The sequence below is a fragment of the Devosia sp. Root105 genome (assembly GCF_001424865.1).
Lineage (GTDB): Bacteria > Pseudomonadota > Alphaproteobacteria > Rhizobiales > Devosiaceae > Devosia_A.
In genome coordinates, this window is the sequence record NZ_LMCR01000001.1 from 1,123,533 (window position 1) to 1,147,598 (window position 24,066).

The 24,066-nt window shown below is 66.0% G+C and carries 20 protein-coding genes; 17 read left to right on the forward strand and 3 right to left on the reverse strand.

The genetic code is table 11. The features are described 5' to 3' along the window. The first annotated feature begins 36 nt into the window (after window positions 1-36). The 16 genes from ASC68_RS05360 (at window position 37) to ASC68_RS05435 (ending at window position 19,384) form a co-directional block, all read left to right on the forward strand. Window positions 37-1,701 (forward strand): ABC transporter substrate-binding protein, encoded by a 1,665-nt coding sequence (locus ASC68_RS05360; protein WP_055875789.1) that lies wholly within the window; start codon window positions 37-39, stop codon window positions 1,699-1,701. Window positions 1,702-1,780: 79 nt separating this feature from the next. Next, window positions 1,781-2,767 carry an ABC transporter permease gene (locus ASC68_RS05365; protein ID WP_055875792.1) on the forward strand — a complete coding sequence of 329 codons (987 nt, stop codon included), beginning with the start codon at window positions 1,781-1,783 and terminating at the stop codon, window positions 2,765-2,767. Then, window positions 2,768-3,694 (forward strand): ABC transporter permease, encoded by a 927-nt coding sequence (locus ASC68_RS05370; RefSeq protein WP_082527901.1) that lies wholly within the window; start codon window positions 2,768-2,770, stop codon window positions 3,692-3,694. It begins immediately after the preceding gene. Beyond that, window positions 3,687-5,318 carry an ABC transporter ATP-binding protein gene (locus ASC68_RS05375; protein WP_055875797.1) on the forward strand — a complete coding sequence of 544 codons (1,632 nt, stop codon included), beginning with the start codon at window positions 3,687-3,689 and terminating at the stop codon, window positions 5,316-5,318. The genes ASC68_RS05370 and ASC68_RS05375 overlap by 8 nt, the downstream gene beginning before the upstream one ends. Continuing rightward, window positions 5,315-6,394, forward strand: a complete 1,080-nt coding sequence (locus tag ASC68_RS05380; protein WP_055875801.1) for a sugar phosphate isomerase/epimerase family protein — start codon at window positions 5,315-5,317, stop codon at window positions 6,392-6,394. Before ASC68_RS05375 ends, ASC68_RS05380 begins: the two co-directional genes overlap by 4 nt. Before the next feature lie 8 nt (window positions 6,395-6,402). Continuing rightward, window positions 6,403-7,188, forward strand: a complete 786-nt coding sequence (locus tag ASC68_RS05385) for a PIG-L family deacetylase (protein ID WP_055875803.1) — start codon at window positions 6,403-6,405, stop codon at window positions 7,186-7,188. Window positions 7,189-7,499: 311 nt separating this feature from the next. Continuing rightward, a complete protein-coding gene (locus ASC68_RS05390; RefSeq protein ID WP_055875806.1) occupies window positions 7,500-9,134 on the forward strand; it encodes an ABC transporter substrate-binding protein in 1,635 nt (544 codons plus the stop codon). Window positions 9,135-9,199: 65 nt separating this feature from the next. Continuing rightward, window positions 9,200-10,231 (forward strand): ABC transporter permease, encoded by a 1,032-nt coding sequence (locus tag ASC68_RS05395; RefSeq protein WP_055876054.1) that lies wholly within the window; start codon window positions 9,200-9,202, stop codon window positions 10,229-10,231. After that, on the forward strand, window positions 10,215-11,114 hold the full coding sequence (locus tag ASC68_RS05400; RefSeq protein WP_248310490.1) for an ABC transporter permease: 900 nt from the start codon (window positions 10,215-10,217) through the stop codon (window positions 11,112-11,114). Before ASC68_RS05395 ends, ASC68_RS05400 begins: the two co-directional genes overlap by 17 nt. Next, window positions 11,114-12,079: an ABC transporter ATP-binding protein gene (locus ASC68_RS05405; protein WP_055875809.1), complete on the forward strand. Its 966-nt coding sequence runs from the start codon at window positions 11,114-11,116 to the stop codon at window positions 12,077-12,079. The genes ASC68_RS05400 and ASC68_RS05405 overlap by 1 nt, the downstream gene beginning before the upstream one ends. Beyond that, window positions 12,076-13,086, forward strand: a complete 1,011-nt coding sequence (locus ASC68_RS05410) for an oligopeptide/dipeptide ABC transporter ATP-binding protein (protein ID WP_055875812.1) — start codon at window positions 12,076-12,078, stop codon at window positions 13,084-13,086. Before ASC68_RS05405 ends, ASC68_RS05410 begins: the two co-directional genes overlap by 4 nt. Then, a complete protein-coding gene (locus ASC68_RS05415; protein WP_055875815.1) occupies window positions 13,083-14,090 on the forward strand; it encodes a DUF6282 family protein in 1,008 nt (335 codons plus the stop codon). The genes ASC68_RS05410 and ASC68_RS05415 overlap by 4 nt, the downstream gene beginning before the upstream one ends. Before the next feature lie 9 nt (window positions 14,091-14,099). Next, on the forward strand, window positions 14,100-15,092 hold the full coding sequence (locus tag ASC68_RS05420; RefSeq protein WP_055875817.1) for a DUF6282 family protein: 993 nt from the start codon (window positions 14,100-14,102) through the stop codon (window positions 15,090-15,092). Then, window positions 15,092-16,492: an allantoinase AllB gene (gene allB, locus ASC68_RS05425; protein ID WP_055875820.1), complete on the forward strand. Its 1,401-nt coding sequence runs from the start codon at window positions 15,092-15,094 to the stop codon at window positions 16,490-16,492. Before ASC68_RS05420 ends, allB begins: the two co-directional genes overlap by 1 nt. A gap of 5 nt (window positions 16,493-16,497) precedes the next feature. Next, window positions 16,498-18,756, forward strand: a complete 2,259-nt coding sequence (locus ASC68_RS05430) for a GAF domain-containing sensor histidine kinase (RefSeq protein WP_055875822.1) — start codon at window positions 16,498-16,500, stop codon at window positions 18,754-18,756. Further along, complete coding sequence (locus tag ASC68_RS05435; protein ID WP_162248000.1) at window positions 18,740-19,384, forward strand: response regulator transcription factor; 645 nt, start codon at window positions 18,740-18,742, stop codon at window positions 19,382-19,384. Before ASC68_RS05430 ends, ASC68_RS05435 begins: the two co-directional genes overlap by 17 nt. A 7-nt stretch (window positions 19,385-19,391) precedes the next feature. Here the strand turns inward: ASC68_RS05435 and ASC68_RS05440 are convergent, their stop codons facing one another. The 3 genes from ASC68_RS05440 to ASC68_RS05450 all read right to left on the reverse strand — a co-directional run bounded on the left by ASC68_RS05440 (window position 19,392) and on the right by ASC68_RS05450 (window position 22,730). Beyond that, a complete protein-coding gene (locus ASC68_RS05440; RefSeq protein WP_055875828.1) occupies window positions 19,392-20,576 on the reverse strand; it encodes a mandelate racemase/muconate lactonizing enzyme family protein in 1,185 nt (394 codons plus the stop codon). Window positions 20,577-20,677: 101 nt separating this feature from the next. Beyond that, window positions 20,678-21,406 (reverse strand): FadR/GntR family transcriptional regulator, encoded by a 729-nt coding sequence (locus tag ASC68_RS05445; RefSeq protein WP_055875830.1) that lies wholly within the window; start codon window positions 21,404-21,406, stop codon window positions 20,678-20,680. Between the two features lie 118 nt (window positions 21,407-21,524). Beyond that, complete coding sequence (locus tag ASC68_RS05450) at window positions 21,525-22,730, reverse strand: MFS transporter (protein WP_197421052.1); 1,206 nt, start codon at window positions 22,728-22,730, stop codon at window positions 21,525-21,527. Window positions 22,731-22,985: 255 nt separating this feature from the next. Here ASC68_RS05450 and ASC68_RS05455 point away from each other — a divergent pair, with 255 nt between their 5' ends. Then, window positions 22,986-23,939, forward strand: a complete 954-nt coding sequence (locus ASC68_RS05455) for an IS5 family transposase (protein ID WP_055875837.1) — start codon at window positions 22,986-22,988, stop codon at window positions 23,937-23,939. Window positions 23,940-24,066 lie beyond the last annotated feature (127 nt).

A 24,066-nucleotide genomic window follows, 5' to 3' on the forward strand; every position in this document is an offset into this window, starting at 1 on the left:
GTGCCTAAACAGCCCTCCCCGGGCTTGATCGGACGTTTGCGCACAAGCCTTCGCGCCCTGGCGCTGGGCGCACTGGCCAGCGTATCCGCCTTTGCCGTCACCGCTCCGGCGCTCGCCGAAGTCCCGCTCGACCAATTGGTCCGGATCGTGGCCGAGGGCGGCAACAGCTTTACCCGCACCTTCAACCCGTTCTCGCCGACGGCGCGCTGGGTCAGCACGCGCACCATGTACGAGCCGCTGATGATCCAGAACTATGCCACCGGCAAGCTCGATCCGTGGCTGGCGACCGCCTATGAATGGTCGGCCGACGCGCTGAGCCTGACGCTGACCCTGCGCGACGATGTGAAGTGGTCGGATGGCCAGCCGTTCAGCGCCGACGACGTCAAGTTCACCTTCGAGCTGATGAAGGCGAACCCCGGCCTGATCGGGCCGGCATCCGGCGCCTTCGGGCAGTATCTCGCTTCGGTCGAGGCGGTTGACGCCAAGACGGTGAAGTTCACCTTCTCCTCGACCTACACGCCCGGCCTCTACTCGCTGGTCGACCAGTTCATCGTGCCGCAGCATGTCTGGAAGGACGTTGCCGACCCGGTGACCTTCGAGAACCCCGATCCGGTCGGCACGGGCCCGTTCACCACCATCGATGCCTTCGGCACCGATCGCTACCAGGTGACCAAGAACCCGAACTACTGGCAGCCGCTCAACATCGAGGGCGTATTCGTCCAGGGCTTTAACGGCAACGACCAGGTCAGCGCCGCGACGCTCTCAGGCAATCTCGACTGGGGCGGGCTGGTGCCCGACCCGGACGTGACGTTCGTCCCGCTCGATCCCGAGCATTTCGGCTACTGGTGGCCGCGCACCTCAGTGGTGCTGCTGCTCGCCAATACCACCGACGGGGCGCTCGGCGATCCAGTGGTGCGCAAGGCAATGAGCATGGCACTCGATCGGCAGCGCATGATCAATACCGGTGTCTGGGGCAAATCGGTTGCCGCCAATGCCACGGGCCTGCCGGAAGCGCCGTTCAAGGATTGGCTCGACGCCAAGGTGATCGCCGACGGCGCCGCATGGGTCAGCATCGACCCGGATGCCGCCAACAAGATGCTCGACGACGCCGGCTACGCCAAGGGCGCCGACGGGGTTCGCGTCGGCAAGGACGGCAAGCCCCTCAAGTACGACATCATCGTGCCCTCGGGCTGGAATGACTGGGTGTCGGCCTGCCAGATCGTCGCCGAGAATCTGAAGGATATCGGTATCGACGTGACGCTCCGCACCACCACGGCGGACAGCTGGACCAACTCGACCTTCACTGGCCAGTTCCAGCTGTCGCTCGGCACGGCGCAGCGGACGGCGACGCCGTTCGAGTTCTATCGCAACAACATGGCGACCACTTCGGTGAAGCCGGTTGGCGAAGCCTCGCCCAACAACCAGCAGCGTTATGGCGACCCCAAGGTCGATGAGCTCTTGGCCAAGTTCGCCGCTTCGACCGATGCGGCCGAGCAGAAGGCGATCATCGCCGAGCTCGAAGGCATGTTCTCGGCCGCCGCGCCCGCCATCCCGCTCTACGAGCAGCCGGATTGGGGTCTCTACAACACCCGTCGCTTCACCGGCTTCCCCAACGAGCAGGACCCCTACGCGCCGCTCAGCCTGCAGATGACCAACGGTCCGCTGCTGGTCTGGCCGCACCTGGCTCGCCGCGCCGACTAACGCGCCGCACGTCTCGACTATGTGACACGGAGCTCCCGCCTTTGGCGGGTGGGAGCCTCCTTTTCCCCGGAGCCCGCCGATGTATTACATTGCGAAGCGCTTGGCGTTCTATGTGCTGGCAGCGTTCGTCGCCATCACCGTCAACTTCTTCCTGCCGCGGCTGACCCCGGGAGATCCGGCGTCGACCATCGTCGCCACCTATTCGACCTCGCTGAACGCCGAGTCGCTGGCGGCGCTGAAGGCGGCCTACGGGCTCACCGACGAGCCGCTGCTGCAGCAGTACCTGAGCTATCTGGGCAATGTGCTGCGCGGCGATTTCGGCCGCTCGCTCTCCAATTTCCCTGCCCCGGTGATGGCGGTGATCGGCGCCGGGTTCGGCTGGTCGATCCTCCTGGGCCTCACCTCGGTGCTGCTCAGTTTCGTGCTTGGTTCGGTGCTGGGCGCCATCGCCGCGTGGCGGCGCGGCGGCTGGTTCGACCGGTTGACGCCGCCAGTCCTGCTGTTCCTCGGCTCGTTCCCCTACTTCTTCTTGGCGCTGCTCTTGTTCTACGTCTTCTGCTTCAAGCTCGGCTGGTTCCCGATGGGCAACGCCTATTCGAGCGTCAACCCGCCGGCGCTGAACCTCGCTGGTGTAGGCGACATCCTGATGCACCTGATCGCGCCAGCCTTCACCATCGTCTTGGTGTCGCTCGGACCTTGGACGCTCAACATGCGCAACGCCATGATCGGCGTGTTGAGCGAGGATTACCTGACTCTCGCCGAAGCCAAGGGGCTGCAGCCGCGCCAGGTGCTGCTGTCGCATGCGGTGCGCACGGCGCTGCTCCCCAACATCACGGCGCTCGGCGCGGCGGTGGGGGCAGTGTTCTCGGGGCAGCTCCTGACCGAGATCGTCTTTACCTATCCCGGGCTTGGCTACTCGCTGATGCGCGCCGTCAGCGCCGTCGATTACCCGCTGATGCAGGCGCTGTTCCTCATCATCACCCTGTCGGTGCTGGCGGCGAATTTCTTCGTCGACACGCTCTACGTGCTGCTCGATCCGCGGGTGCGGACGGGCGGGGAGGCCTAGATGTCGCTCAGCGAAACCTTTGGCGCCAAGGCGCGCCGGCAACTCCTCGGCTCGATCCCGGTGACGGTCGGTCTGGTCATTCTCGGCGCCCTGGTCGCGGCCAGCGCCCTGGCGCAGCTCGTCGCGCCCTATAACCCGAAGCGCGCCACCGGCGGCATCAACGAGCCGCCCTCGCTTACTCACCTGTTCGGCACCACCGGGCAGGGGCAGGATGTGCTCAGCCAGTTCCTTTATGGCGGGCAGAACACCCTGTGGGTTGCTTTCTCCATCGCGGTGCTGACCACGCTGCTGGCACTGATCGTCGCGCTCACCGCGGCCTATTTCCGCGGCTGGGTCGATGACCTGCTGACGCTCGTCACCAATGTCTTCCTCGTCATTCCCGGCCTGCCGCTGGTGGTGGTGCTGGCGGCCTTCCTGCCGCCCGGGCCGCTGACCATGATCATGGTGCTGACCATCACCGGCTGGGCCTTCGGAGCCCGCTTGTTCCGCTCGCAGGCGCTCAGCCTCAGGGAACGCGAGTTCATCGCTGCTGCCGAAGACGTGGGCGAAAGCCGCTGGCGCATCGTCGCTATCGAGCTCTTGCCGAACATGGGCTCGGTGGTTGCCGCCTATTTCGTCAACCAGGTGATCTTCGCCATCACCGCTCAGGCGTCGCTGGAGTTCCTCGGGCTGGGCGATGGCGGGCAGATCACCTGGGGCTCGATGCTGTTCTGGGCCCAGAACAGTTCCGCCCTGATCCGCGGCGCCTGGTGGACCTTCGTCGTCCCCGGTATGGCCATCGCGCTCACAGCCTTCTCGCTGGCGCTGATCAACAATGCGGTCGACGAGATCGGCAACCCGCGGCTGCGCGCCGATCGCTTGATGCGCCGGGCCGGCGTCAGGAAACCGAGCGCCACGCTCATGACCCCGGTGAAGCGCGATGCTTGACGTTCCCGCCCTCGATATCGTCGATCTCAGCGTCGGCTATGCCGGAGAGGACAGCATCATCCCGGCAGTCGACCGGGTGTCGTTCAGCATCGCGCCGGGCGAGTTCATGGGGCTCGCCGGGGAATCCGGCTGCGGCAAGTCGACGATCGCCCAGTCGATCCTGCGGCTGCTGCGGGCGCCCGGCATCATCACCGGCGGCGAGATCCGCATTGCCGGCAACGACATGCTGTCGGAGGACGATAATGCGGTGCGGGCGCTGCGCTGGCGCACCGCCTCGATCGTCCTCCAGAACTCGCTGACCTCGCTCAATCCGGTGAAGCGGATCGAGTGGCAGTTGCAGGAGGCGCTCAATCGCGGCACCTCCTCGGTGCGGCGGACGCCGGCCGAGCTGCTGCAGATGGTCGATATCGACCCCAAACGCCTGCGGGCGTACCCGCATGAACTGTCGGGCGGGCAGCGGCAGCGCGTGGTGATTGCCATGGCGCTGGCGCTCGAACCCAAACTGATCATCCTCGACGAGCCGACCACGGCGCTCGACGTGATCGTGCAGCAGGAAATCTTCGTCACGGTGAAGGCGCTGCAGCGGCAGATGGGCTTTGCCGTGCTGCTGATCACCCACGACCTGCCGCTCTTGTTCAAGGTGGCCGACCGCATCGCGGTGATGAAGGACGGCAAAATCGTCGAGACGGCGCCGGTGGCGGAGTTTCGGCAGCACCAGGAGCATCCCTATTCGCGGGCGCTGCTGACCGCGTCGCCGAAGGTGGATTTCACCACCCCGCCGGTGGCGCGGCCGAAATCGGTGGCGCATCCGGTGCTGGAAACCGCGCATCTTACCAAGGCCTATGGCACCAACCCGCTCACCGGGCGCTCTGCCCTGGTGGCGGTCAACGATGTGTCGTTCCGGCTGGCGCCGGGCGAGATCGTGGCGCTGGTCGGGGCGTCGGGCAGCGGCAAGTCGACTTTCGGACGGATCGTCACCGGCCTCACCCGCCCGAGCTCCGGTGATGTGCTGGTCGATGGCCGGACGCCGGTGCCGGTATCGCGCCGCCGGCCGCACCAGCCGCGCGCCGCGCAAATGGTGTTCCAGGATGTCTATGGTTCGCTCAACCCGCTGCACACTATCGGCCATCACCTGCGCCGGGCGGTGATCTCGGCGCCGGGCGGCGACAAGACCGATGTCGAGGGCCGGGTGGCGGCACTGCTCACCGAAGTCGGGCTGACCCCGACCGCCAGCTATCTCGACCGCCGTCCGCATGAGCTTTCGGGCGGGCAGCGCCAGCGCGTCGGCCTCGCCCGGGCGCTTGCGGCTTCGCCGAAACTGCTGGTGGCGGACGAGCCGGTATCGATGCTCGACGTGTCGATCCGGCGCGACATCCTCAACCTGATCGCGCGCCTGCGCGACGAGCAGGGCGTCGCCGTCCTCTACATCACCCATGACGTGGTCAGCGCCGGCTACATCGCCGACCGCATCGCCGTGATGCATCGGGGAGAGATCGTCGAGGAAGGGCTGGCCAAGGCCGTCCTCGCCAACCCGCAGCACGCCTATACGCGCCAGCTCATCGCCGCCGTTCCCGGCGGCCTCGGGCTCGAAACCTCCAGCGCTAACCCGGTTCCCGCATCATGACAGTGACAGACATCCCCGAAGTCCGCGTCGGCATCGACGGACGGAAGTTTCCCCGCGCCGCCGAACTCGGCCCGATCAAACTCCTCGAGCGTTGCGCCGAACTCGGCCATGCCGGGGTGTTCTTCCGCACCGTGCTCGACGTCTCGCCGACGCTCGATGCTGGGTTCCTCGCCGCAGTGAAGCAGCGGGCCGATGAGCTCGGGCTCTACCTCGAAATGGGGCTGGGGAAGATCAACCCCTACAACACGCCCGAGGCGCCGGAAGTGCGTGATGTCGGCAAGGGGGATTACCTCCTCGGCATGACGCGGATGATCGAGGCGACCACGGCGATCGGCTGCACGGCTTTGTGGGGCGATACCGCCAACTACCAGCGGCACGAGTGGGGGCTGCACGCCATCGACCGCTACCGCACCGATGTCGACTGGGGCGACCAGCTCGAGGCGACGCGGAAATTCCTTTTGAAGCTGAAGCCGGTGCTCAGGGATCGCGGCGCGGTCATCGCGGTCGAGACGCATGAGGAGATCACCACGGCGGAGATCGTGCGGCTGATCGAACAGGTCGGCGCCGACACGCTGGGGGTGACGCTCGATCTCGCCAATGTGGTGGTGCGCGGCGAGGATCCGGTGGCGGCCACCCGCCGAGTCGCGCCCTATGTGAAAAAGACCCATATGCGCGACATCGTGCTGTTCGCCCGCCCGCTCGGGCTGGAGCGGCAGACGCGGGCCTGCGGCGACGGGGTGATCGACTGGCAGGCGGTGCTCGGCGCGCTGTTCGCTGCCGGCAGTTTCCCCAACTTCACCATCGAGAATGTCTGGGGCTCGGACAAGAACCAGATCCCGCTGTTCGATCCGGACTGGCAGGCCCGCCAGCCCGATGCCGAGATGGGCGAAATCCTCGAGCTGGTCCGCCTGTCGCGACTGTTCGAGGACGGCGTTGCCGCGGGCACGATGATCGCCCCCGACGACTATTTCTCGGAGCACCCCGACCTCGACGAACTCGAAGGGTTCGTCACGCGCAGTGGCGCGACCCTCAAGGCGGCAGCCGATGCGCTGCGCGCGAATGTTTCAAAGGAGTAATGCCGCAAATGAATTATCCGCTCAAAGTGCTCGTCGTCGAAGCCCATCCCGACGAAGCGGAAATGTACTCCGGCGGCACCATGCGGCTCCTCGCCGACAAGGGCGCGGCCATCAAGTTCATGTCGCTGACCAATGGCGATGCCGGCCATTACCAGATGGACCGCGAGCCGCTGCAGCGCCGCCGGGCTCGCGAGGCCTATACGGCCGCCCGCCATCTCGGCGTACTCGATTACGAGATCCTCGATATCCACGATGGTGAGCTGGTGCCGGACCTGGCGGTGCGCACCGCGGTGATCTCGGCGATCCGCCGCTGGCAGGCCGATATCGTCATTACCTTCCATGACGATTGCCCCGGCCATCTCGACAACCGTGCGGCGGGCCGTGCCGTGCGCGAGGCCTCGGGCTTCTGCACCAATGGCAACATCGTGCCGGAGGTGCCGCCGCTCGCCGATGCACCGATCTGCCTGAAGATGACCGATTACGGCGCCATCGACGTGCACAAGCACGACGTGGTGGTGGATGTCGGCGCGTCGATCGATGCCAAGCTCAGGGCCTGCGCCGCGCACGCCACGCAGTTCTACGAGTTCGCGCCGTTCGAGCGTGGCTTCCTCAACGAAGCACCTGTCATCGGCGATTGGGCGGCGGAACGCGCCTTCATCCTCAAGTACTGGCCGGAGTTCATGTACACGCAGCCGGGCATGTCCGGCGCCGGCGAGTTTGCCGAGAGCTTCCAGCTTGCCGATTACGGCCGCAAGGTCACGGCGAAGCAGGTCTCGGCACTGCTGGGGGTCTAGTACGCGGGCGCAGGGACCAATGGCTGCTGCCCCTCACCCCGACCCTCTCCCCAGCGGGGAGAGGGGGCGTTGTGGCACTGCCGGCGCAAAGTGCGTCCCCTCTCCCCGCTGGGGAGAGGGTCAGTCCATTCGCTCCCGCATCGATCCCGAGCCGCTAACGATACGTTGGTATCCGCGTTTGCGCCGAAGGTGAACTTGTCCGGGACGGTACCGGAAAACATGCTGATCCTCGTCGCCAATCGGGCCTGGAAGCGACCTCCTCCCCGCTTCCAGGCACGAACTGGCCTCCAATTTTGGAAGAGAGGATCAGTATGTCCAAACGCAGAGTCCTGCCGCTTGCCGCGGCGCTGCTGACTGCCGTTGCCTCGAGCGTCGCATTGCCCGCTATCGCTCAGACGGAGTTCGCTCCCACGCCGCTCAGCCCCGACCAGGTCGGCTCGGGCCCGCGGCTGATTTACCTCCATCACGAATATCCCGCGACGCTCGACCCGCAGAACACCTCGGCGTTCGTCGGCCAGCTGGCGATGGAGTTCTTCGATACGCTGGTGACCTACGAGATCGATCCGGCGACCGGCATTGCCGACCAGACCAAGATCGTGCCGCGGCTCGCCAGTTCCTGGGACATCTCCGCCGACAATAAGGTGCTGACCTTCCACCTCAACCCGGCAGCCAAGTTCTGGGACGGCTCGCCCGTCACCGCCGACGACGTCTACTGGTCGATCGAGCGGGCGCTGGTGGGGCGCATGGGCTGGGGTACCACGCAGATCGAAACCGGCGGCATCTTCAAGGTCGACCAGATGAAGGTGGTCGACCCAGAGACGCTTGAGATCACCTATCCCGATGGGCTCGGCCGCTATGCGCTGCGCAACTTCGCCTCGATGTCGCTGACGGTGATGTCGAAGGCTGCCTGCGAGGCCGGCCGCACCGCCGAGGACACCTGGTGCGTCGAGTGGATCAAGAAGAACGCCATGGGCTCCGGCCCCTACATGCTGGGCGAGCAGCGGAACGGCGAGTACCTGACGGCCGTCGCCAACAAGGCCTATTGGGGCGACGCCAAGCCGTTCTATTCGGAAGTGATGTTCCGCGTGGTGCCGGATGCGCAGACCCGCATGCTGCTGATGGAAAGCGGCGAGGCGGACATCGCCTTCATGACCCCCAACGAATATGCGGTGTTGTCGAAATCGCCGAACACCAAGGTGTTCTCGGTGCCCTCGCAGCAGGACGTGGCTGTGCTGCGCTGGAAGCCGGATGTGCCGCCGTTCGATGATCCGAAGATCCGCGAAGCGGTGATCAAGGCGATCCCCTATGAGCGGCTGGTGACCGAAGTGTGCAAGGGCTTCTGTACCCCGGTGCAGAACCTCGTCGGCGTCAACACGCCCGGCTATGTCGCCGATCCCGAATTCACTACCGATGTCGAGGCGGCCAAGAAACTGGTGGCCGAGAGCAAGTATGCCGGGAACGTGCCGGCCTTCGAAGTGCCGGTGGTGCAGGGCTCGGGCAACATGACGGCCGGCGTCATCATCCAGGATGCGCTGCGCGGCATCGGGCTCGACATGCAGATCAAGCCGCTGACCCAGAACGCCTTCGACGATATCGCCTGGGGCAAGCGCGACCTAAAGGTCTCCATCCACTCGATGGGGCCGTGGTGGAACGACTTCATGTACTGGGCCTACTGGATGTACCGCACCGACAGCGCCACTAACCACATCCAGTTCTCCAACGCGACGCTCGACAAGGATGTGCTGGCGGCCCTGCTGGTGCCGCAGGACGACACCGAAACCTACGGCAAGCTGCAGACCGAAGTGCTCGACATCCTCAATGGCGAACACCTGGCGGCGCCGCTCTACCAGGTGAACTGGAACGCAGCGGTCTCCAGCCGGATCTGCAACGTCAACAAGTTCCCCTGGGGCACCATCACCTTCTCCTGGCTGCGCCCGTGCGCCTGACCCACCCGTGACCTGCCGTCCCGGCCCCAGCCGGGACGGCCTCTTCCGACCATCCGGTGACCACCATGCGCCTCCCACCGATCCTCCTCTATGTGTTCAGACGCCTCCTGATCGGCCTCGTCGTGCTGTTCGGTATCAGCGCCGTGGCCTTCTCGATGGCGTACCTGTTGCCGTCCGATCCGGTGACCAGTCGCTACCCCGACATCACCAACGAGCAGCGGGCCGAGATGCGGCGCCAGATGGGGCTCGATCAGCCGCTGGTGGTGCAATATGCGCGCTATATGGAGTCGGTGTTCCGCGGCGAGTTCGGCCGTTCCTTCGGCACCGGCAACAGCGTCGGGCAGGATCTGGCGCAGCGCATCCCGGCAACGCTCGAGCTGGCGAGTTTCGGCATCGCCTTCGGCGTGCTGGTCGGCATCCCGCTCGGGTTGCTCGCTGCCGTCCGACGCGGCAACCCCACCGACCACCTGGTGCGGGTGGTCAATATCGCCATCCAGTCGGTGCCGGCGTTCTGGCTCGGCGTGGTGCTGATCTTCCTCTTATATTTCCAGTGGAGGCTGGTGCCGTCGCCGATCGGCCGGCTGTCGCCGATGTTCGTCTCGCCGCCGCCGGTTACCGGGTTCCTCACCATCGATGCGCTGCTGGCCGGCAAGCCCGATATCGCGTGGGCCGCGCTGCGCCAGCTGATGCTGCCGGCGCTGGTGCTGGGTCTGGGCGTGATCTCGCCGCTGGCGCGCATTACCCGCTCGGCCATGGGCGAGTCGCTGGGCGAAGATTACGTCACCTTCGGCCGGGCGCTGGGGCTGAGGTCACGCCAGGTGGTGCTGGGCGATGCGTTCCGCGGTGCGCTGGTGCCGATCGTCACCACGCTCGGTTTCGTCGTCGCCAACGTGCTGGCCGGCGCTGCTATCGTCGAGACGGTGTTCGCCTGGCCGGGGATCGGCCGTTACGCCGTCACCGCCATCACCACCTCCGACATGGCGCCGGTTTCGACCTGCATCCTGCTGATCGCTTCCAGCGTCGCCATCACCAACCTGCTGGTCGACCTCTCCTATGCCCTCATCGACCCCCGGATCCGGCATGAATATGCAAGGTGATCGCATCGTGCCGCTGACGGCATCCCGCCCCCGACCGAGCCTCAGCTGGCGGAAGCTCTATTTCGGCGCCTTTGGTGGCGACCCGCTCGGCGTCGTCGGGGTGGTGCTGCTCGCCATCCTGCTGCTGACGGCGCTGTTCGGGCCGTTCCTCGTCACCCACGACCCGATCCTCACCACACCCGACGTGCTGCTGCCGCCCTCGCCGACGCATTGGCTGGGCACCGATCATTTCGGCCGCGACGTATTCTCGCGCACCATCACTTCGCTCCGGATCGATTTCATCGTCGCCGGGGTTGGGGTGAGCGGCGCCATCGTCATCGGCTCGCTGATCGGGCTGATCTGCGGCTATGTCGGCGGCTGGTTCGATGACCTGGTGATGCGCGCCGTCGATATCATCCAGTCGTTCCCGCTGATCCTCGTCGCCATGATCCTGGTGCTGGTGCTCGGGCCCGGCGTCGAGAGCATCGTCATCGTCACGGTGCTGATCAATATCCCGCTCTATGCCCGGGTGATCCGCGGGCAGACGCTCAGTAAGAAAAGCCTCGAGTATATCGATGCGGCGCGCTGCTCGGGGGCGAGCGAAACCTCGATCCTGTTCCGGCATCTCCTGCCCAACACGGTCAACCCGATCGTCATCCATGGCAGCCTCAACCTCGCGGCAGCGGTGGGCAATGTCGCGGTGCTGTCATTCCTCGGTATCGGTATCCGCCCGCCGACGCCCGATCTCGGCGTCATGGTGGCCGAAGGCACCAACTACCTGGTGCAGGGCGCCTGGTGGATGAGCATCTGCCCCGGCCTCGTCCTCGCCACCACGATCTTCAGCCTCAACCTGATGGGCGATGCGCTCGAGGCCCGCCTCGACCCGCGCCGGGGGAGCGAGTGATGGGCGAGAAACTGTTCGAAGTCCAGAACCTGTCGATCGATACCAGGCGCGGTGGCGTCACCCGGCGCATCGTCGAGGACATGAACCTCGCGGTCGAGCGCGGGCAGATTTACGGCCTCGTCGGCGAGAGCGGCTCGGGCAAGTCGATCTCGATGATGGCGAGCGTCGGCCTTGCCGCGCCGGGATTGCTGGTCAGGAGCGGCGAGGTCAGCTTCGGCGGCAAGCGGCTTGCCGCAACCGACCAGAAGGGGCTGCGCGGCAACCTCTCGCATGGCGTGTCACTGCTGTTCCAGAATGCCAAGGGCGCGCTGAGCCCGTTCCTCACCGCCGGCCGGCAGGTCGAGCGGGTGCTGGCGCAGCGGCAAGTGCCGAAACAGGCGCGGCCGAAGGAGATCGCCGAGCTGTTCCGGCTGGTCGGGCTGAATTTCGGCGACCTCGGCGAAAAATACCCGCACCAGATCAGCGGTGGGCAGGCGCAGCGCGTCGCCATGGCCTGCGCCATGGCCACCAACCCGGCGCTACTGATCGCGGACGAGCCGACCACTGCGCTCGACGTCACCACCGAACGCGAGCTGCTGCGCTTTCTCGCCCGCATCTGCCGGGAGCGCGACATGGCGATCGTCTTGATCGCGCACAACCTGTCGCTGGTGTCGGAATATTGCTCGGGCCTCACCATCATGCATGCCGGGCAGGTGGTGGAGGAGGGCGCGCTGCGCTCGATCTTCGCCACGCCGCTCCATCCCTATACGCAAGGGCTGATCGCGGCGGTGCCGGATGTCGACGAGCCGCACGAACTGGTGCCGCTCAAGGGCAGCGTCTGGGGCGGACGCAGCGATATCGTGCGCTGCCGGTTTTCGCATCGCTGCCCGCATGTGCGGCCGCAATGCGAGGCTGGGCTGCCGCCGGCCATCGCGCGCGGCGAACACCAGGTGCATTGCGTGCTCTATGAGGGAGAAGCAGCATGAGCGCTCCGGTACTCAGCGTAAGGGAGCTGACCAAGCTGTTTCACAATCCGGCGGCCCCCGAGGCCATGCCGGTCGGGGTGCGCGGCGTGTCGTTCGGCATCGAGGCCGGCGAGGTGGTCGGGCTGATCGGCGAGAGCGGCTGCGGCAAGACCACGCTGGGCCGCTGCGTCGTCGGGCTGCAATCGGCCGACGCTGGAGAGATCGTCGTCAACGCCACCAATTTCTCGGCGCTGCGCGGTGACGCCAAGCGCCGTTTCAGGAAGAACGTGCAGATCGTCTTCCAGCGCCCCGAGACCTGCCTCAACCCGCGAATGACGGTCGCGACTTTCGTCACCCAGGCGCTGCGCAACTTCCACACCGTGTCGCGCCAGGGCGAGCGGGCCCGGCTGATCGAGCTCGCAACGCTCGTCGGCCTCCGCGAAGAAGCGCTCGAGCGCTACCCACACCAACTGTCGGGTGGCGAGCGGCAGCGCGTCGCCATCATGCGGGCGCTGGCCTGCGAGCCGCAAGTGATCGTGCTGGACGAGCCGACCTCGGCGCTCGACGTCTCGGTGCAGGCGCAGGTGCTGCGTACGCTGAAGGACCTGCAGGTGGCGGTCGGTACGTCGATGCTGTTCATCAGCCACGACGTGGCGGTGGTGCGCTACATCTGCAGCCGGGTCATGGTGATGTATCTGGGCGTCATCGTCGAGGAAGGGCCGGCCGATGCGGTGTTCTCGGCGCCCTCGCACCCCTATACGCGCGCGCTGCTCGGCGCGGCGCCGCGGATCAAACCCAAACCGGACGACGGGATCGCCATGCGCGGCGAACAGGTGCTCGGCGAGGTGAAGCCGGGCGAATGCCCGGTGCGCGCCCGCTGTCCCCTGGCGCATGAGCGTTGCCACACCGCCCCTCCCGTAACCGAACTGGGCGGCGGCCATCGTGCCGCCTGCTGGCTCAGCGGCGAAACTCCTATCCACCTGTCAAACCAGACTGCCAACCAAGTCGATCAGAAAGCGGCATCATGACTATCAGTGAGTCCTTCTACGAACGGTCGATGGAACTGCCCTCCGAGCTCCTCGTCGGCGCCATCGATAGCCACGTCCATGCCGGACCAGTGCTGCGCTCCAATCCGGGGCACCAGGATCCATTCGAAGTGGCCATCGAAGCGCGCGAGGCCGGCATGCGCGCCATCGTCTACTATGACGTGTTCGGCTGGGCCTCGGGAACGGCCTGGATGGTCAACCGGCATGTGCCGGGGATCAAGACCTTCGGCGGCTACCTGATGAACTCGGCGCATGGCGGGCTCAACCCGCGCTCGGTGCGCACGGCGCTCTATATGGAGGAAGGGTGCCGGTTCATCAGCTTCGGCTCGCACTGCACCTATTTCTCGGCCAGCCGGGAGTCGACGATCATCGACGGGCAACTGGTGCCGTTCAAGGATGCCTATCCGGAGTTCGTCAAGGAGGAGCTCAGCCGCGCCATCCGCATCCCGGAGGAGGGGCCGATCTCCGATGATCTGGCCGAGATCCTGCAGATGGTCGCCGACCATCCGGATGTCTATCTCAACACCGGCCATGTGTCGGGGCCGGAGGTGCTGCGCATCCTCGACCTTGCCGAGGAGTTCGGTATCCACAAGGTGCTGATCGCCCATCCGGCGCGCCAGCAGCTCAGTATCGAGCAGCAGAAGGATGCGGCGCGCCGCGGCTTCTTCCTCGAAGGGTGCCTCGTCGACTGGCTCTACCCGCACGCGCCGCGTACCCATTACTACGTCGAAAAGAAGTACATGGACCGCTCGGGCGACCTGCCGCGGCTCAGGCGCACCGCGACGCAGTGGATGAGCGATATCCGCGAGGTGGGTCCGGAGCATTTCGTCTTGGGCACCGATTACGGCATCCGCGCCGCCTCGAGCCCGGTGCAGGGCATGCGCACGATGATCACGACGCTGCTCGACTACGAGTTCACCCCCGAAGAAATCCGCACCATGACGGCGCACAATCCGGCGCGCCTCATCGGCCTCGACCCGATCTGAGGACAGCTCATGGCGACCTACGAACCCTTCTACAACCGAACCATGGAACTGCCCGAGGAGCTCTTGGTCGGCGCCATCGACAGCCATGTGCATGCCGGTCCGGTGCTGCGCTCCAACCCCGGGCATTTCGACCCGATCCAGGTGGCGGAGATGGCGCGCGCCGCCGGCATGCGCACCATCCTCTACTACGACGTGTTCGGCTGGGCCTCCGGCACGGCCTGGATGGTCAACCGCTACATGAAGGATTTCCGCACCTTCGGCGGCTACCTGATGAACTCGTCGCATGGCGGGCTCAACCCGCGCGCCGTGCGCACCGCACTGAACCTCGGCGATGGCTGCCGGATGATCAGCTTCGGCTCGCACTGCACCTATCATTCGGCCTCAACCGAATCGACGCTGGTCGATGGCAAGCTGGTGCCGTTCAAGGACGCGATCCCTGGTTTTGCCGAAAAGGAACTGAGCCGCGCCGTCCGCATCCCGACGGAAGGGCCGATCCAGGACGAGCTCAAAGAGATCCTCGACATGGTGGCCGAGCGGCCCGAGGTCTACCTCAACACCGGCCACGTTTCGGGACCGGAGGTGCTGCGGATCATCGAACTGGCTGAGCAACACGGGATCAAAAAAGTGCTGGTGGCGCATCCGGCGCGTCAGCTGCTCAGCGTCGAGCAGCAGAAGGAGATTGCCCGCAAGGGCTTCTTCCTCGAAGCTTGCGCCGTGGATTTCGGCGGGCCGTGGATGCCGCAGACGCACTATTATGTAGAGCGTGAACTGATGGACATGGGCTCCCTGGTGCACGGCCGGGCGATGAGCTGGCTGCAGGGCATCCGCGATGTCGGGCCGGAGCAGTTCGTGCTCGCCACCGATTACGGCGTGCGCGTGCTACCCTCACCGATCGAAGGCATGCGGATGATGATTTCGATGCTGCTGTATTTTGGTTTTTCGGTGGAGGAAGTGCAGACCATGACGGCGATCAACCCGGCCCGGATGATCGGTCTCGACTGATGCCGGTTCCCGATCTCTATATCCGCAATGCGACGCTCGCCACCGACGAACAGACGTTCGTCGGTGGCATCGTCATTGCGGGCGAACGCATCGCCGAAGTCGTCACCGGCAACCCGGAACGACCGGCCAGCCAAAGCATCGATGCGACCGGGCTGCTGCTTCTGCCCGGCCTCGTCGATGCGCATGTGCATTTCTCCGAGCCCGGACGCGGACATTGGGAAGGGTTCGAGACCGGTAGCCAGGCGGCAGCGGCCGGCGGCATCACCAGCTTCGTCGAAATGCCGCTCAACGCCCATCCGCCGACCACCGACACGGCCTCGCTGGCGCTGAAACAGGCGGCGGCGGCGGTCAGCCATGTCGACTATGCGTTATGGGGCGGGCTGGTCGACGACAACCTCATGCACCTCGCCGAGCTGCAGCGCGGCGGGGTGGTGGGCTACAAGGCCTTCATGGTGACGGCGACCGATTTCGCCCGCTCCGACCGCCGCATCCTCAAAGCCGGCATGGAACAAATCGCCCGGTTCGGCTCGTTCCTCGCGGTGCATGCCGAGGACGAGGCGATGACGCTCGAGCTCACGGCGGCCCTCCGCGCCAGCGGACGGCGCGATCGCCTCGCCTGGGGCGAGGGGCGACCGATCGAAGCGGAACTCGCGGCGATCGACGAGGCGATCGCGTTGGCCGAGGCAACGGGGGCGCGGCTGCATATCGTCCATGTTTCGTGCGCTGCCGGCATCGACCGGATCAGCGCCGCCAAGGCGCGCGGCGTAAAGGTGACGGCGGAGACCTGTCCGCATTACCTGTTCTTCGATGTCGACGACCTGGTGCGGCTCGGGCCGGTGGCCAAATGCGCGCCACCGCTGCGCTCGCCCGATGAGCGCGACATGCTGTGGGACCGGGTGCTGGCAGGAGAGATCGACGTCATCGCGTCCGACCATTCGCCGTGCCTCTGGGAAGAAAAAGCTGCCGGCGACGACGATATCTATGCCGCCTGGGGCGGCATCTCCGGGCTGCAGTCGACTCTGCCGGTGCTGCTCACCGAGGGGGTGCGGCGGCGTGGCCTGAAGCTCAGCGAACTGGTGCGGATGACGGCAACCGGTCCGGCCCGGCTGTTCGGCTTTGACGATCGGAAGGGGCGGCTCCTGGCAGGCGCCGATGCCGACCTGGTGCTGGTCGATCCGGAAGCCGAGTTCACCCCTGAGGCCAGGGATCTGTTCTATCGCAACCCGCACAGCGCCTATGTCGGTGCTCACTTCGTAGGCAGTGTCCAAAGAACGATCAGCCGCGGGTTGACTGTCTATCAGGAGGGGCGAATGATCGGTCCCTCCGGACATGGCAGGCGGCTCGACGGAGCAGGTCTCCGCGATGCTGCCAGCTCGGAAAAACGCTTGTTCAGGGTTTGAGGGCGATGGGTTTTTCGGCGGGCGACTCGACCATTGACAGCGGCGCGCCGCTCGCCCGCCCGCTCTATCGCGACGACGATGACGGCATGCAGTCGCTGCGTCTGAAGCACCTGCTCACCACCGATATCGACCCGGCCGAGAAGGGCCGGCTGATCGAGCGGCTCGATCGTTCGCTGGTTGTGACCGGGGCCCGCTGGGCGGCGTTGCTGGTCACCGGCGAGCGTGGACTGCAGGTACTGGTGGCAGGCGAGATCCCGCCGTCGATCCACCGGCAGCTGGGCGAGCTCAGGGTGCGCCGTGGCGAGGCGCTGAGTTTTCCGGTGCATGTCACCAATCGCGCCGCCAGCCAGGGTTATGCGGTCGAGGGGGCAGTGGTCGCCGGGCGGGATGCGCCGCAAGGGCACGTGGTTCTGGGTTTCCCACTGGCCGAGCGCGGTTCGGCGCGCCGCATCGACCTGGTCAAGCTGGTGGCCGACGATCTCAGCGGCCTGCTCGAAGGCAATGCGCTGGCCGCGCAGATGGAACATATCCGCAGTCACCTGTCGCTGGTGCACCGGCTGGGGCAGCAGGTGACCTCGATCCACGACCGGGGCGAGCTGTTCGAAGAGATCACCCGGCTGATCCACCGCTCGCTTGGCTACGAGCATATCCAGCTGCTGCTGACCAACGAGGCATCCGGGCGGATCGAGCTGATCCATGCCAGCGGCCCGTTCGCGCCGCAGTTGATGACGGCGGGGTTCAGCGAGGCGATCGGCCGCGGCATTATCGGCCGGGTGGCTGAGACCGGGCGGACGCGGATGTCGGCCGACGTGACGCTCGACAACCATTTCGTCTCGCATGCCATGCTGCCCAACACCGCATCGGAACTGGCGCTGCCGCTGCGGCTGGGAGCACGGGTGGTCGGCGTACTTGATATCCAGAGCGACCGCCGCGATGCGTTCCGGCGCGACGACGTGATCCTGTTGCAGACCATCGCCGACCAGATCGCCCCGGCGATCGAGCAGAACCGGCTGTTTGCCGCAGAGCGGCAGGAACGTGAACTGGCCGATACGCTGGCCGATGTGTCGCGGATCATTTCCTCGAGCCTCGATTCCTCCCATGTGCTGGAAGCGGTGCTGCAGGAGTTGCGCCGGGTGGTGCCGCATCGCGGCTGCCGGGTGACGCTGCGCGGCGACGACGGGATGATGCGGGTGGTCGCCGCCAGAGGCTATCCGGATGACGAACTGGTGCGCCGCGTAGCGTTCCGGCAGGAGGACGCGCCGCTCAGCGAACCGGTAATGCGCGACCATCGCACGCTGATCATCGGCGACGTGACGCGCGAGGCCGATTGGGTGTGGCAGCCCGGCACCGAACAGGTGCGTTCGTGGTGCAGCGCCCCGCTGGTCTTGGGCGACGAATGCCTTGGGTGGCTCTGCATTGATTGGCCGGAGCCCGATTTCTACAACACCGAGCATGGCCGGATCGTCCGTACCTTTGCCGACCAGGCGGTGGTAGCGATCGGCAATGCCAGGCTGTTCGCCCGGGTGAAAGAGCTGAGCGAAGTGCTCGAGCAGAAGGTCGCCGACCGCACCGCGCAGCTGCGCGACGCGCGTGACGAGATCGAGCGCAAGGCGCGCGAACTGCAGGCGCTGCTGCGCCGGCTGGTCGGGGTGCAGGAAGAGGAGCGCCGGCGCATCGCCTATGACCTGCATGACAGCGTGGCGCAGTCGATCCTCGCCTCGACCTACGAACTGCAGGCGTTGCGCCGCCGGGTCGGCGACAGCCCCGATCTCGACCAGCGCCTGACGCAGTGCCAGCGGCTGCTCGATTCCACTTTGCGCGAGATGAAGCAGATCATCTACGCGCTGCGCCCCACCGTGCTCGACGAGCTCGGCCTGATCCCGGCGCTCGAGAACTATCTCGCCTCGCTGCCGGCCAGCGTGCCGATCGCCACCGATATCCGCATCGACGGCACACCGTTCACGCTCGGGCCAGAAGCTGACCTCGCGGTCTACCGGATCGTCCAGGAAGCCTGCCAGAACGCCGTGCGGCATGCCGGAGCGCGCTCGTTCGGGCTGGTGCTCAGCTTCAGCGAGACCTGGCTCGAGGTGTCGATCCGCGACGACGGCCGCGGCTTCACCATCGACGCGGCGGAGAATGGTCTGGGGCTGGTGGGGATCCGGGAGCGGGCCAGCGCGGTCGGCGGCGAAGTTACCATCGACAGCAGTCCCGGCCTCGGAACCAACATCGTCATTGGAGTGCCAAGTGGTGCAACCGCGCATTAAGGTGATGATCGTCGACGATCATGAGATCTTCCGCCGGGGCGTCAGGAGCCTGCTGGAAGGCGAGGACGACATGCACGTCGTCGCCGAGGCGGGCAATGCCACGGACGCGCTCACCGAACTCGGCAAACGCAAGCCCGATGTGGTCACCATCGATATCCGGCTCGGCACCATGGATGGCATCCAACTGGTGCGGCTGATCAAGGCGCGCCCGGATGCGCCGCGCTGCATCATCCTCTCGACCTATGACGATCGGCAGTACCTGGTCGGGGCGCTGGAGGCGGGAGCGGACGCATACCTGTTAAAGACCAACTCCTACGAGACGCTGGCGCAGGCGATCCGCTCGATCCATGCCGGCGAGCGCATGCTGTCGCCTGAGCTGATCCCAACCATGATGGAAGAGTACCGCCGGGTGGCGGCGCAGCAGATCCAGCGTGACAGCGGGCTGACACCGCAGGAGGTGCGGATGCTGCGGCTGCTCGCCGATGGCGGCCGCTCGCAGGATATCGCCAGCGAACTGGCGCTCACCGAGATCACGGTGAAGCGCAAGGTGCAGGAGATCACCACCAAGCTCAACGCCTCCAACCGCGTGCAGGCGGTGGCCGAGGCGATCCGGCGCGGGGTGATCTAGGGGGCTACTACCGCCGCTTGCCGACTTCGGCGCTGTCCACCGTCCACGCTACGGCCTGCTCACTCAGCGTAAACCCGAGGCCGGGGCGGTCGGAGACGAGCATGCGGCCGTCCTTGATCTCGAGATGCTCGTTGAACAGCGGGTCGAGCCAGTCGAAATGTTCGACCCAGGTGTCGTGGGCATAGGCGGCCGCGAGATGCAGGTGGATCTCCATGGCGAAGTGCGGCGCCATCTTGAGATATTTCTGCTCGGCGATGGTGGCGATCTTCAGGAACTGCGTGATGCCGCCGACCCGCGGCGCGTCGGGCTGGATGAAATCCACGGCGTCGTGCTGGATCAGATTGAGATGCTCGGCAACGCTGGTCAGCATCTCGCCCGAGGCGATCGGCGTCACCAGTTGTGCCGCAAGCCGGGCATGGCCCTCGACGTCGTAGGCATCGAGCGGCTCTTCGATCCAGACCAGGTTGAACTCTTCGAGCGCCCGCCCGACACGCTCGGCGGTCGGACGATCCCATTGCTGGTTGGCATCGACCATCAGCGGCACGCGGTCGCCGACGACCTTGCGCACCGCATCGAGCCGGGCGAGGTCGGCCATCGGGTCGGGCTGGCCGACTTTGATCTTCAGCCCACCGATGCCGGCGGCGATCGAGGCTTCGCAGTTTTCTACCAGTTGTTCGACCGGGGTGGAGAGGAACCCACCCGAGGTATTGTAGCAGCGCACCGAGTCGCGGCGTGCTCCGAGGAGCTTGGCCAGTGGCAGGCCGGCGCGCTTGGCCTTCATATCCCAGAGCGCCACGTCGAAGGCGGCGATGGCCTGCGTCGCGAGCCCGCTGCGGCCGACCGAGGCGCCGGCCCAGACCAGCTTGTCCCATAGCCGGGCGATGTCGTTGGGATCTTCGCCGATCAGGTTGGGCGCAATCTCTCGGGCATGGGCGAAAAGGCCAAAGCCGCCGGCGCGCTTTGAGTAGGAAAAGCCGATGCCGTGGTGGCCGCGCTCGCTCTCGATCTCGGCAAACAGCATCGCCACTTCGGTCAGCGGCTTCTGCCGACCGGTCAGCACCTTGGCGTCACTGATCGGCGCCTTCAGCGGCAACAGGATGAGCGACAGCTTTATCCAGGCGATGCGGTCGGTGGTCGCCGCTCCGGGGGCCAGTCCGGCGAGGGGGCCGGCGGCAGGGATGTTTGTGGTCATCGGGAGACTCCGGGGTCAGGCATGGTCTTCAGGGCTGGAGGGGCGACGTCCTGTCCCGTGTCGCGCTGTGCGGTGAAAGGGCTGCAGAGTCATATGACAAGCTATGGCGTATTGGCCTGGATCAGCGCGCGATAGCGCTGCTGGCTGCCCTTGAGGTGCTTGCGCATCGCCTCGCGCGCCGCGGCTTCATCGGCATTGGCGACAGCCTGGGCGATCTGGCGATGCTCGTCGAGGATGCGGTCGAGATAGGAGGCGCGCACCGCCTCGGCGCCATTGGTCTGGATGGCAAAGCGGGGGATGGCGGCCTGGCCCAGCAGGTCGAGGAATTCCGCGAAGCGCGGGTTATTGGTGGCGGCGGCGATGGCGCGGTGGAAGGCGAAATCCGCCTCATTGGAGCGCTCGCCGCGAGCGATCTGCGCCGCCACTACATTATGGGTGCGGAAGATCTCTTCTTCCTGCTGCGGCGAGCGGCGCAGCGCCGCGAGCCCGGCGGCCTCGATCTCGACTGCGGCGCGCAGCTCAAGGGTTTCGAGGATCGAGGAAATCCGGGCCGGATCGATGCTCTGGAAGGCGAAGGCGGCGGGCGCGGTGCGGGCGGTGACAAAAACGCCCGCCCCCTGGTGGGACTCGACGATGCCGTCGGCCTGCAGACTGGCCACCGCTTCGCGCACCACCGTACGGCTGACGGCGAAGCGCTCGGTGAGGTGCGATTGCGACGGCAGCTTGTCGCCGACACTGAAACGGCCGGAGGCGATTTCGGCGCGCAACTCCTCGCTGACCTGTTTGACCAGGCTGCCGCGGGCGCGGCCAACCGGCAGCAGATCTGTCATGAGTTGGCCCCCCTCTGCCCCGCCGACAAACGGGTACGGAGCAGCATATATCGCCGCTTGGCGGATGCAAACCGGCTGGTACGACAAGTGTGGCTGGCCGCGCTTTTCGAACCGAGGTTCAGCCGCTGAGCGTGTCGACTTTGCGCAAGGCCGGGAACAGGCGGGACCAGAGCAGCACCACTGCGAGGGTGCCGATACCGCCGAAGGCGACCGCGGCGACCGGACCCATGAAGCCGGCGAAGACGCCGGCGCGGAACTCGCCGAGCTGGTTCGAGGTGCCGATGAACAGCGAGTTCACCGCGTTGACCCGGCCACGCATGTGGTCGGGGGTGAGGAGCTGGACCAGCGAGCTCCGCACCACGACGCTCACCGTGTCGGAAGCACCGAGGATGATCAGCATCACCACCGAGAGCACGATATTGGTCGAATAGGCGAAGACGATGGTCGCGGCCCCGAAGATGGCGACCGCCCACAGCATCTTGATGCCGACCCGGTGCTGCAGTGGGAAGCGGGCGAGCAGCAGCGATATCACTACGGCGCCGATGGCTGGCGCCATGCGGAGAAAGCCGAGGGCCCAGGGGCCGGCATGGAGGATGTCGCGGGCATAGACCGGCAGCATGGCGGTGGCGCCGCCGAGCAGCACGGCGAACAGATCGAGCGAGATCGAGCCCAGCATCACCGGTTTGCTCTTGATGAACACCACCCCGGCGAACACCGACTCGAAGGTCATCGGGGCACGGGCGGGGAGAGTGGCGGGCTTGTCGATCTTCAAGACGTTGTAGCTGGCGACGAGGAACAAGACGCCTGAGGCCAGGAACGGCACCACATCGCCGAAACCATAGAGAATGCCGCCGAGCGCCGGGCCGATGATCAGCGCGGTCTGCATCACCGAGGTCGAGGTGGCGACGGCGCTCTGCAATTGCGCGGTGGGGACGATCCCCGGCAGCAACGCCGCCATACTGGGCCGCTCGAAGGCCTGCGCGGCGCCGAGCACGGTCACCGCGGCAAAGACGCCCCAGGTCGGCAGCCAGCCCTGCCAGATGCCGAGCGCGATGAAGCCCATGGTGATGGCCTCGATCACCTGGCAGACGAGGCCAATCTGGCGGCGGTCGAACTGGTCGGCGACGTGACCGGCCAGGAAGGTCAGCACCAGCATCGGCAGGAACTGGAACAACCCGACCAGCCCGAGGTCGAACGGGTTGCGGGTGCGATCGTAGATCAGCCAGCCGATCGCCACCGCCGAACCCTGGAACGCCACCGAAGACAGCGCCCGTGACGAGAGGAAATGGCGGAACGAGGGGATGTGGATGACGTGGGAGGGCATTGGGTGGCCAGTGAGCATATCGAGCGGGTTGGCTCAAGCAGGACGATAGTTGGGTTGGGGTGAGGCGTGGGCAGGGGGCGTCCCCTCTCCCCTGAGGGGCCTGTTGCATAATTCTGCAGGTGTGATTCCGTGACTATGGAGAGCGGAGTTGATGACCGATGGCGATCAAGCGGACAGGGCAGTTGGGTTTNAGGGGCCTGTTGCATAATTCTGCAGGTGTGATTCCGTGACTATGGAGAGCGGAGTTGATGACCGATGGCGATCAAGCGGACAGGGCAGTTGGGTTTTGCCGATGCAGTTCTTGCCGGTTCGGGTGATGGTCCGCTGGATCGGTTGTCTCGGCTGGTACGGTGGTACCGGTTCGACAAGCAGCTTGCTGGCCTGCGGGATGGCGGGGCGGGTCGGGCGGCGTGGCCGCCGCTGGTTCTGTTCAAGGCCCTGCTGGTCGGGGCGCTGCATGGGTTGAGCGAGCGGGAACTGGAGGCGGCGCTCGCCGACCGGTTGAGCTTCCGGCGCTTCGTGGGGCTGAGCTACGAGGAGAGCGTGCCGGACCACAGCGTGCTCAACCGGTTCCGCAACGAACTGGTGGAGCATGGGCTGTACGAGAAGCTGTTCGCCGAACTGGACAAGCAGCTTGAGGCGGCTGGGGTGATGCTGAAGCGTGGCACGATGCTGGATGCCACGGTGATCGAGACGGTGAGCCGTCCGAGCAGTGGAGACCGGCAGTCGCTGGACCCCGATGCGGGCTTTGCCAAGCGCACCGGCAAGCCCGGTTCGACGTTCGGCTACAAGGCGCATGTCGGGGTGGACGAGGGGCCGGGTGGCTTCATCCGCTCGGTGCTGACCACGCCGGCCAACATCAACGACACGACTCCGGCCGATCTGTTGATCCGCGGAGACGAGAAGGTTGTGTGGGCTGATGCGGCCTACCATACCCATGAGCGTCAGGCCTCGCTCAAGGCGCGTGGCATCAAGCCCAGGCTGGCGCGCCGGGCCAACCGCCACCATCCCGAGCTCAGTCCCCGGCTCAAGCACTACAACCGACTGATCGCGCGGCGACGCGCTGCGGTCGAGACCACCTTCGCCACGCTCAAGAACCGCATGAAGCTCACTCGCATCCGCTACGTTGGACTACTCAAGGCCAGTGCCCAGATCACCCTGTGCGCCATCGCCTTCAATCTCAGGCGTTGGGCCGCCATCACGGCCTAGCTGCGTCCGGTGGCAGCCTAAACCACCGCACTTACCAATCCTACTCAGCAAAAGCCGCCAGAACCGCCCCCTCAGGGCTACGCCTGCGGCCCAAACCACCAGCCCTCGCCAACTGCGCAACAGTCCC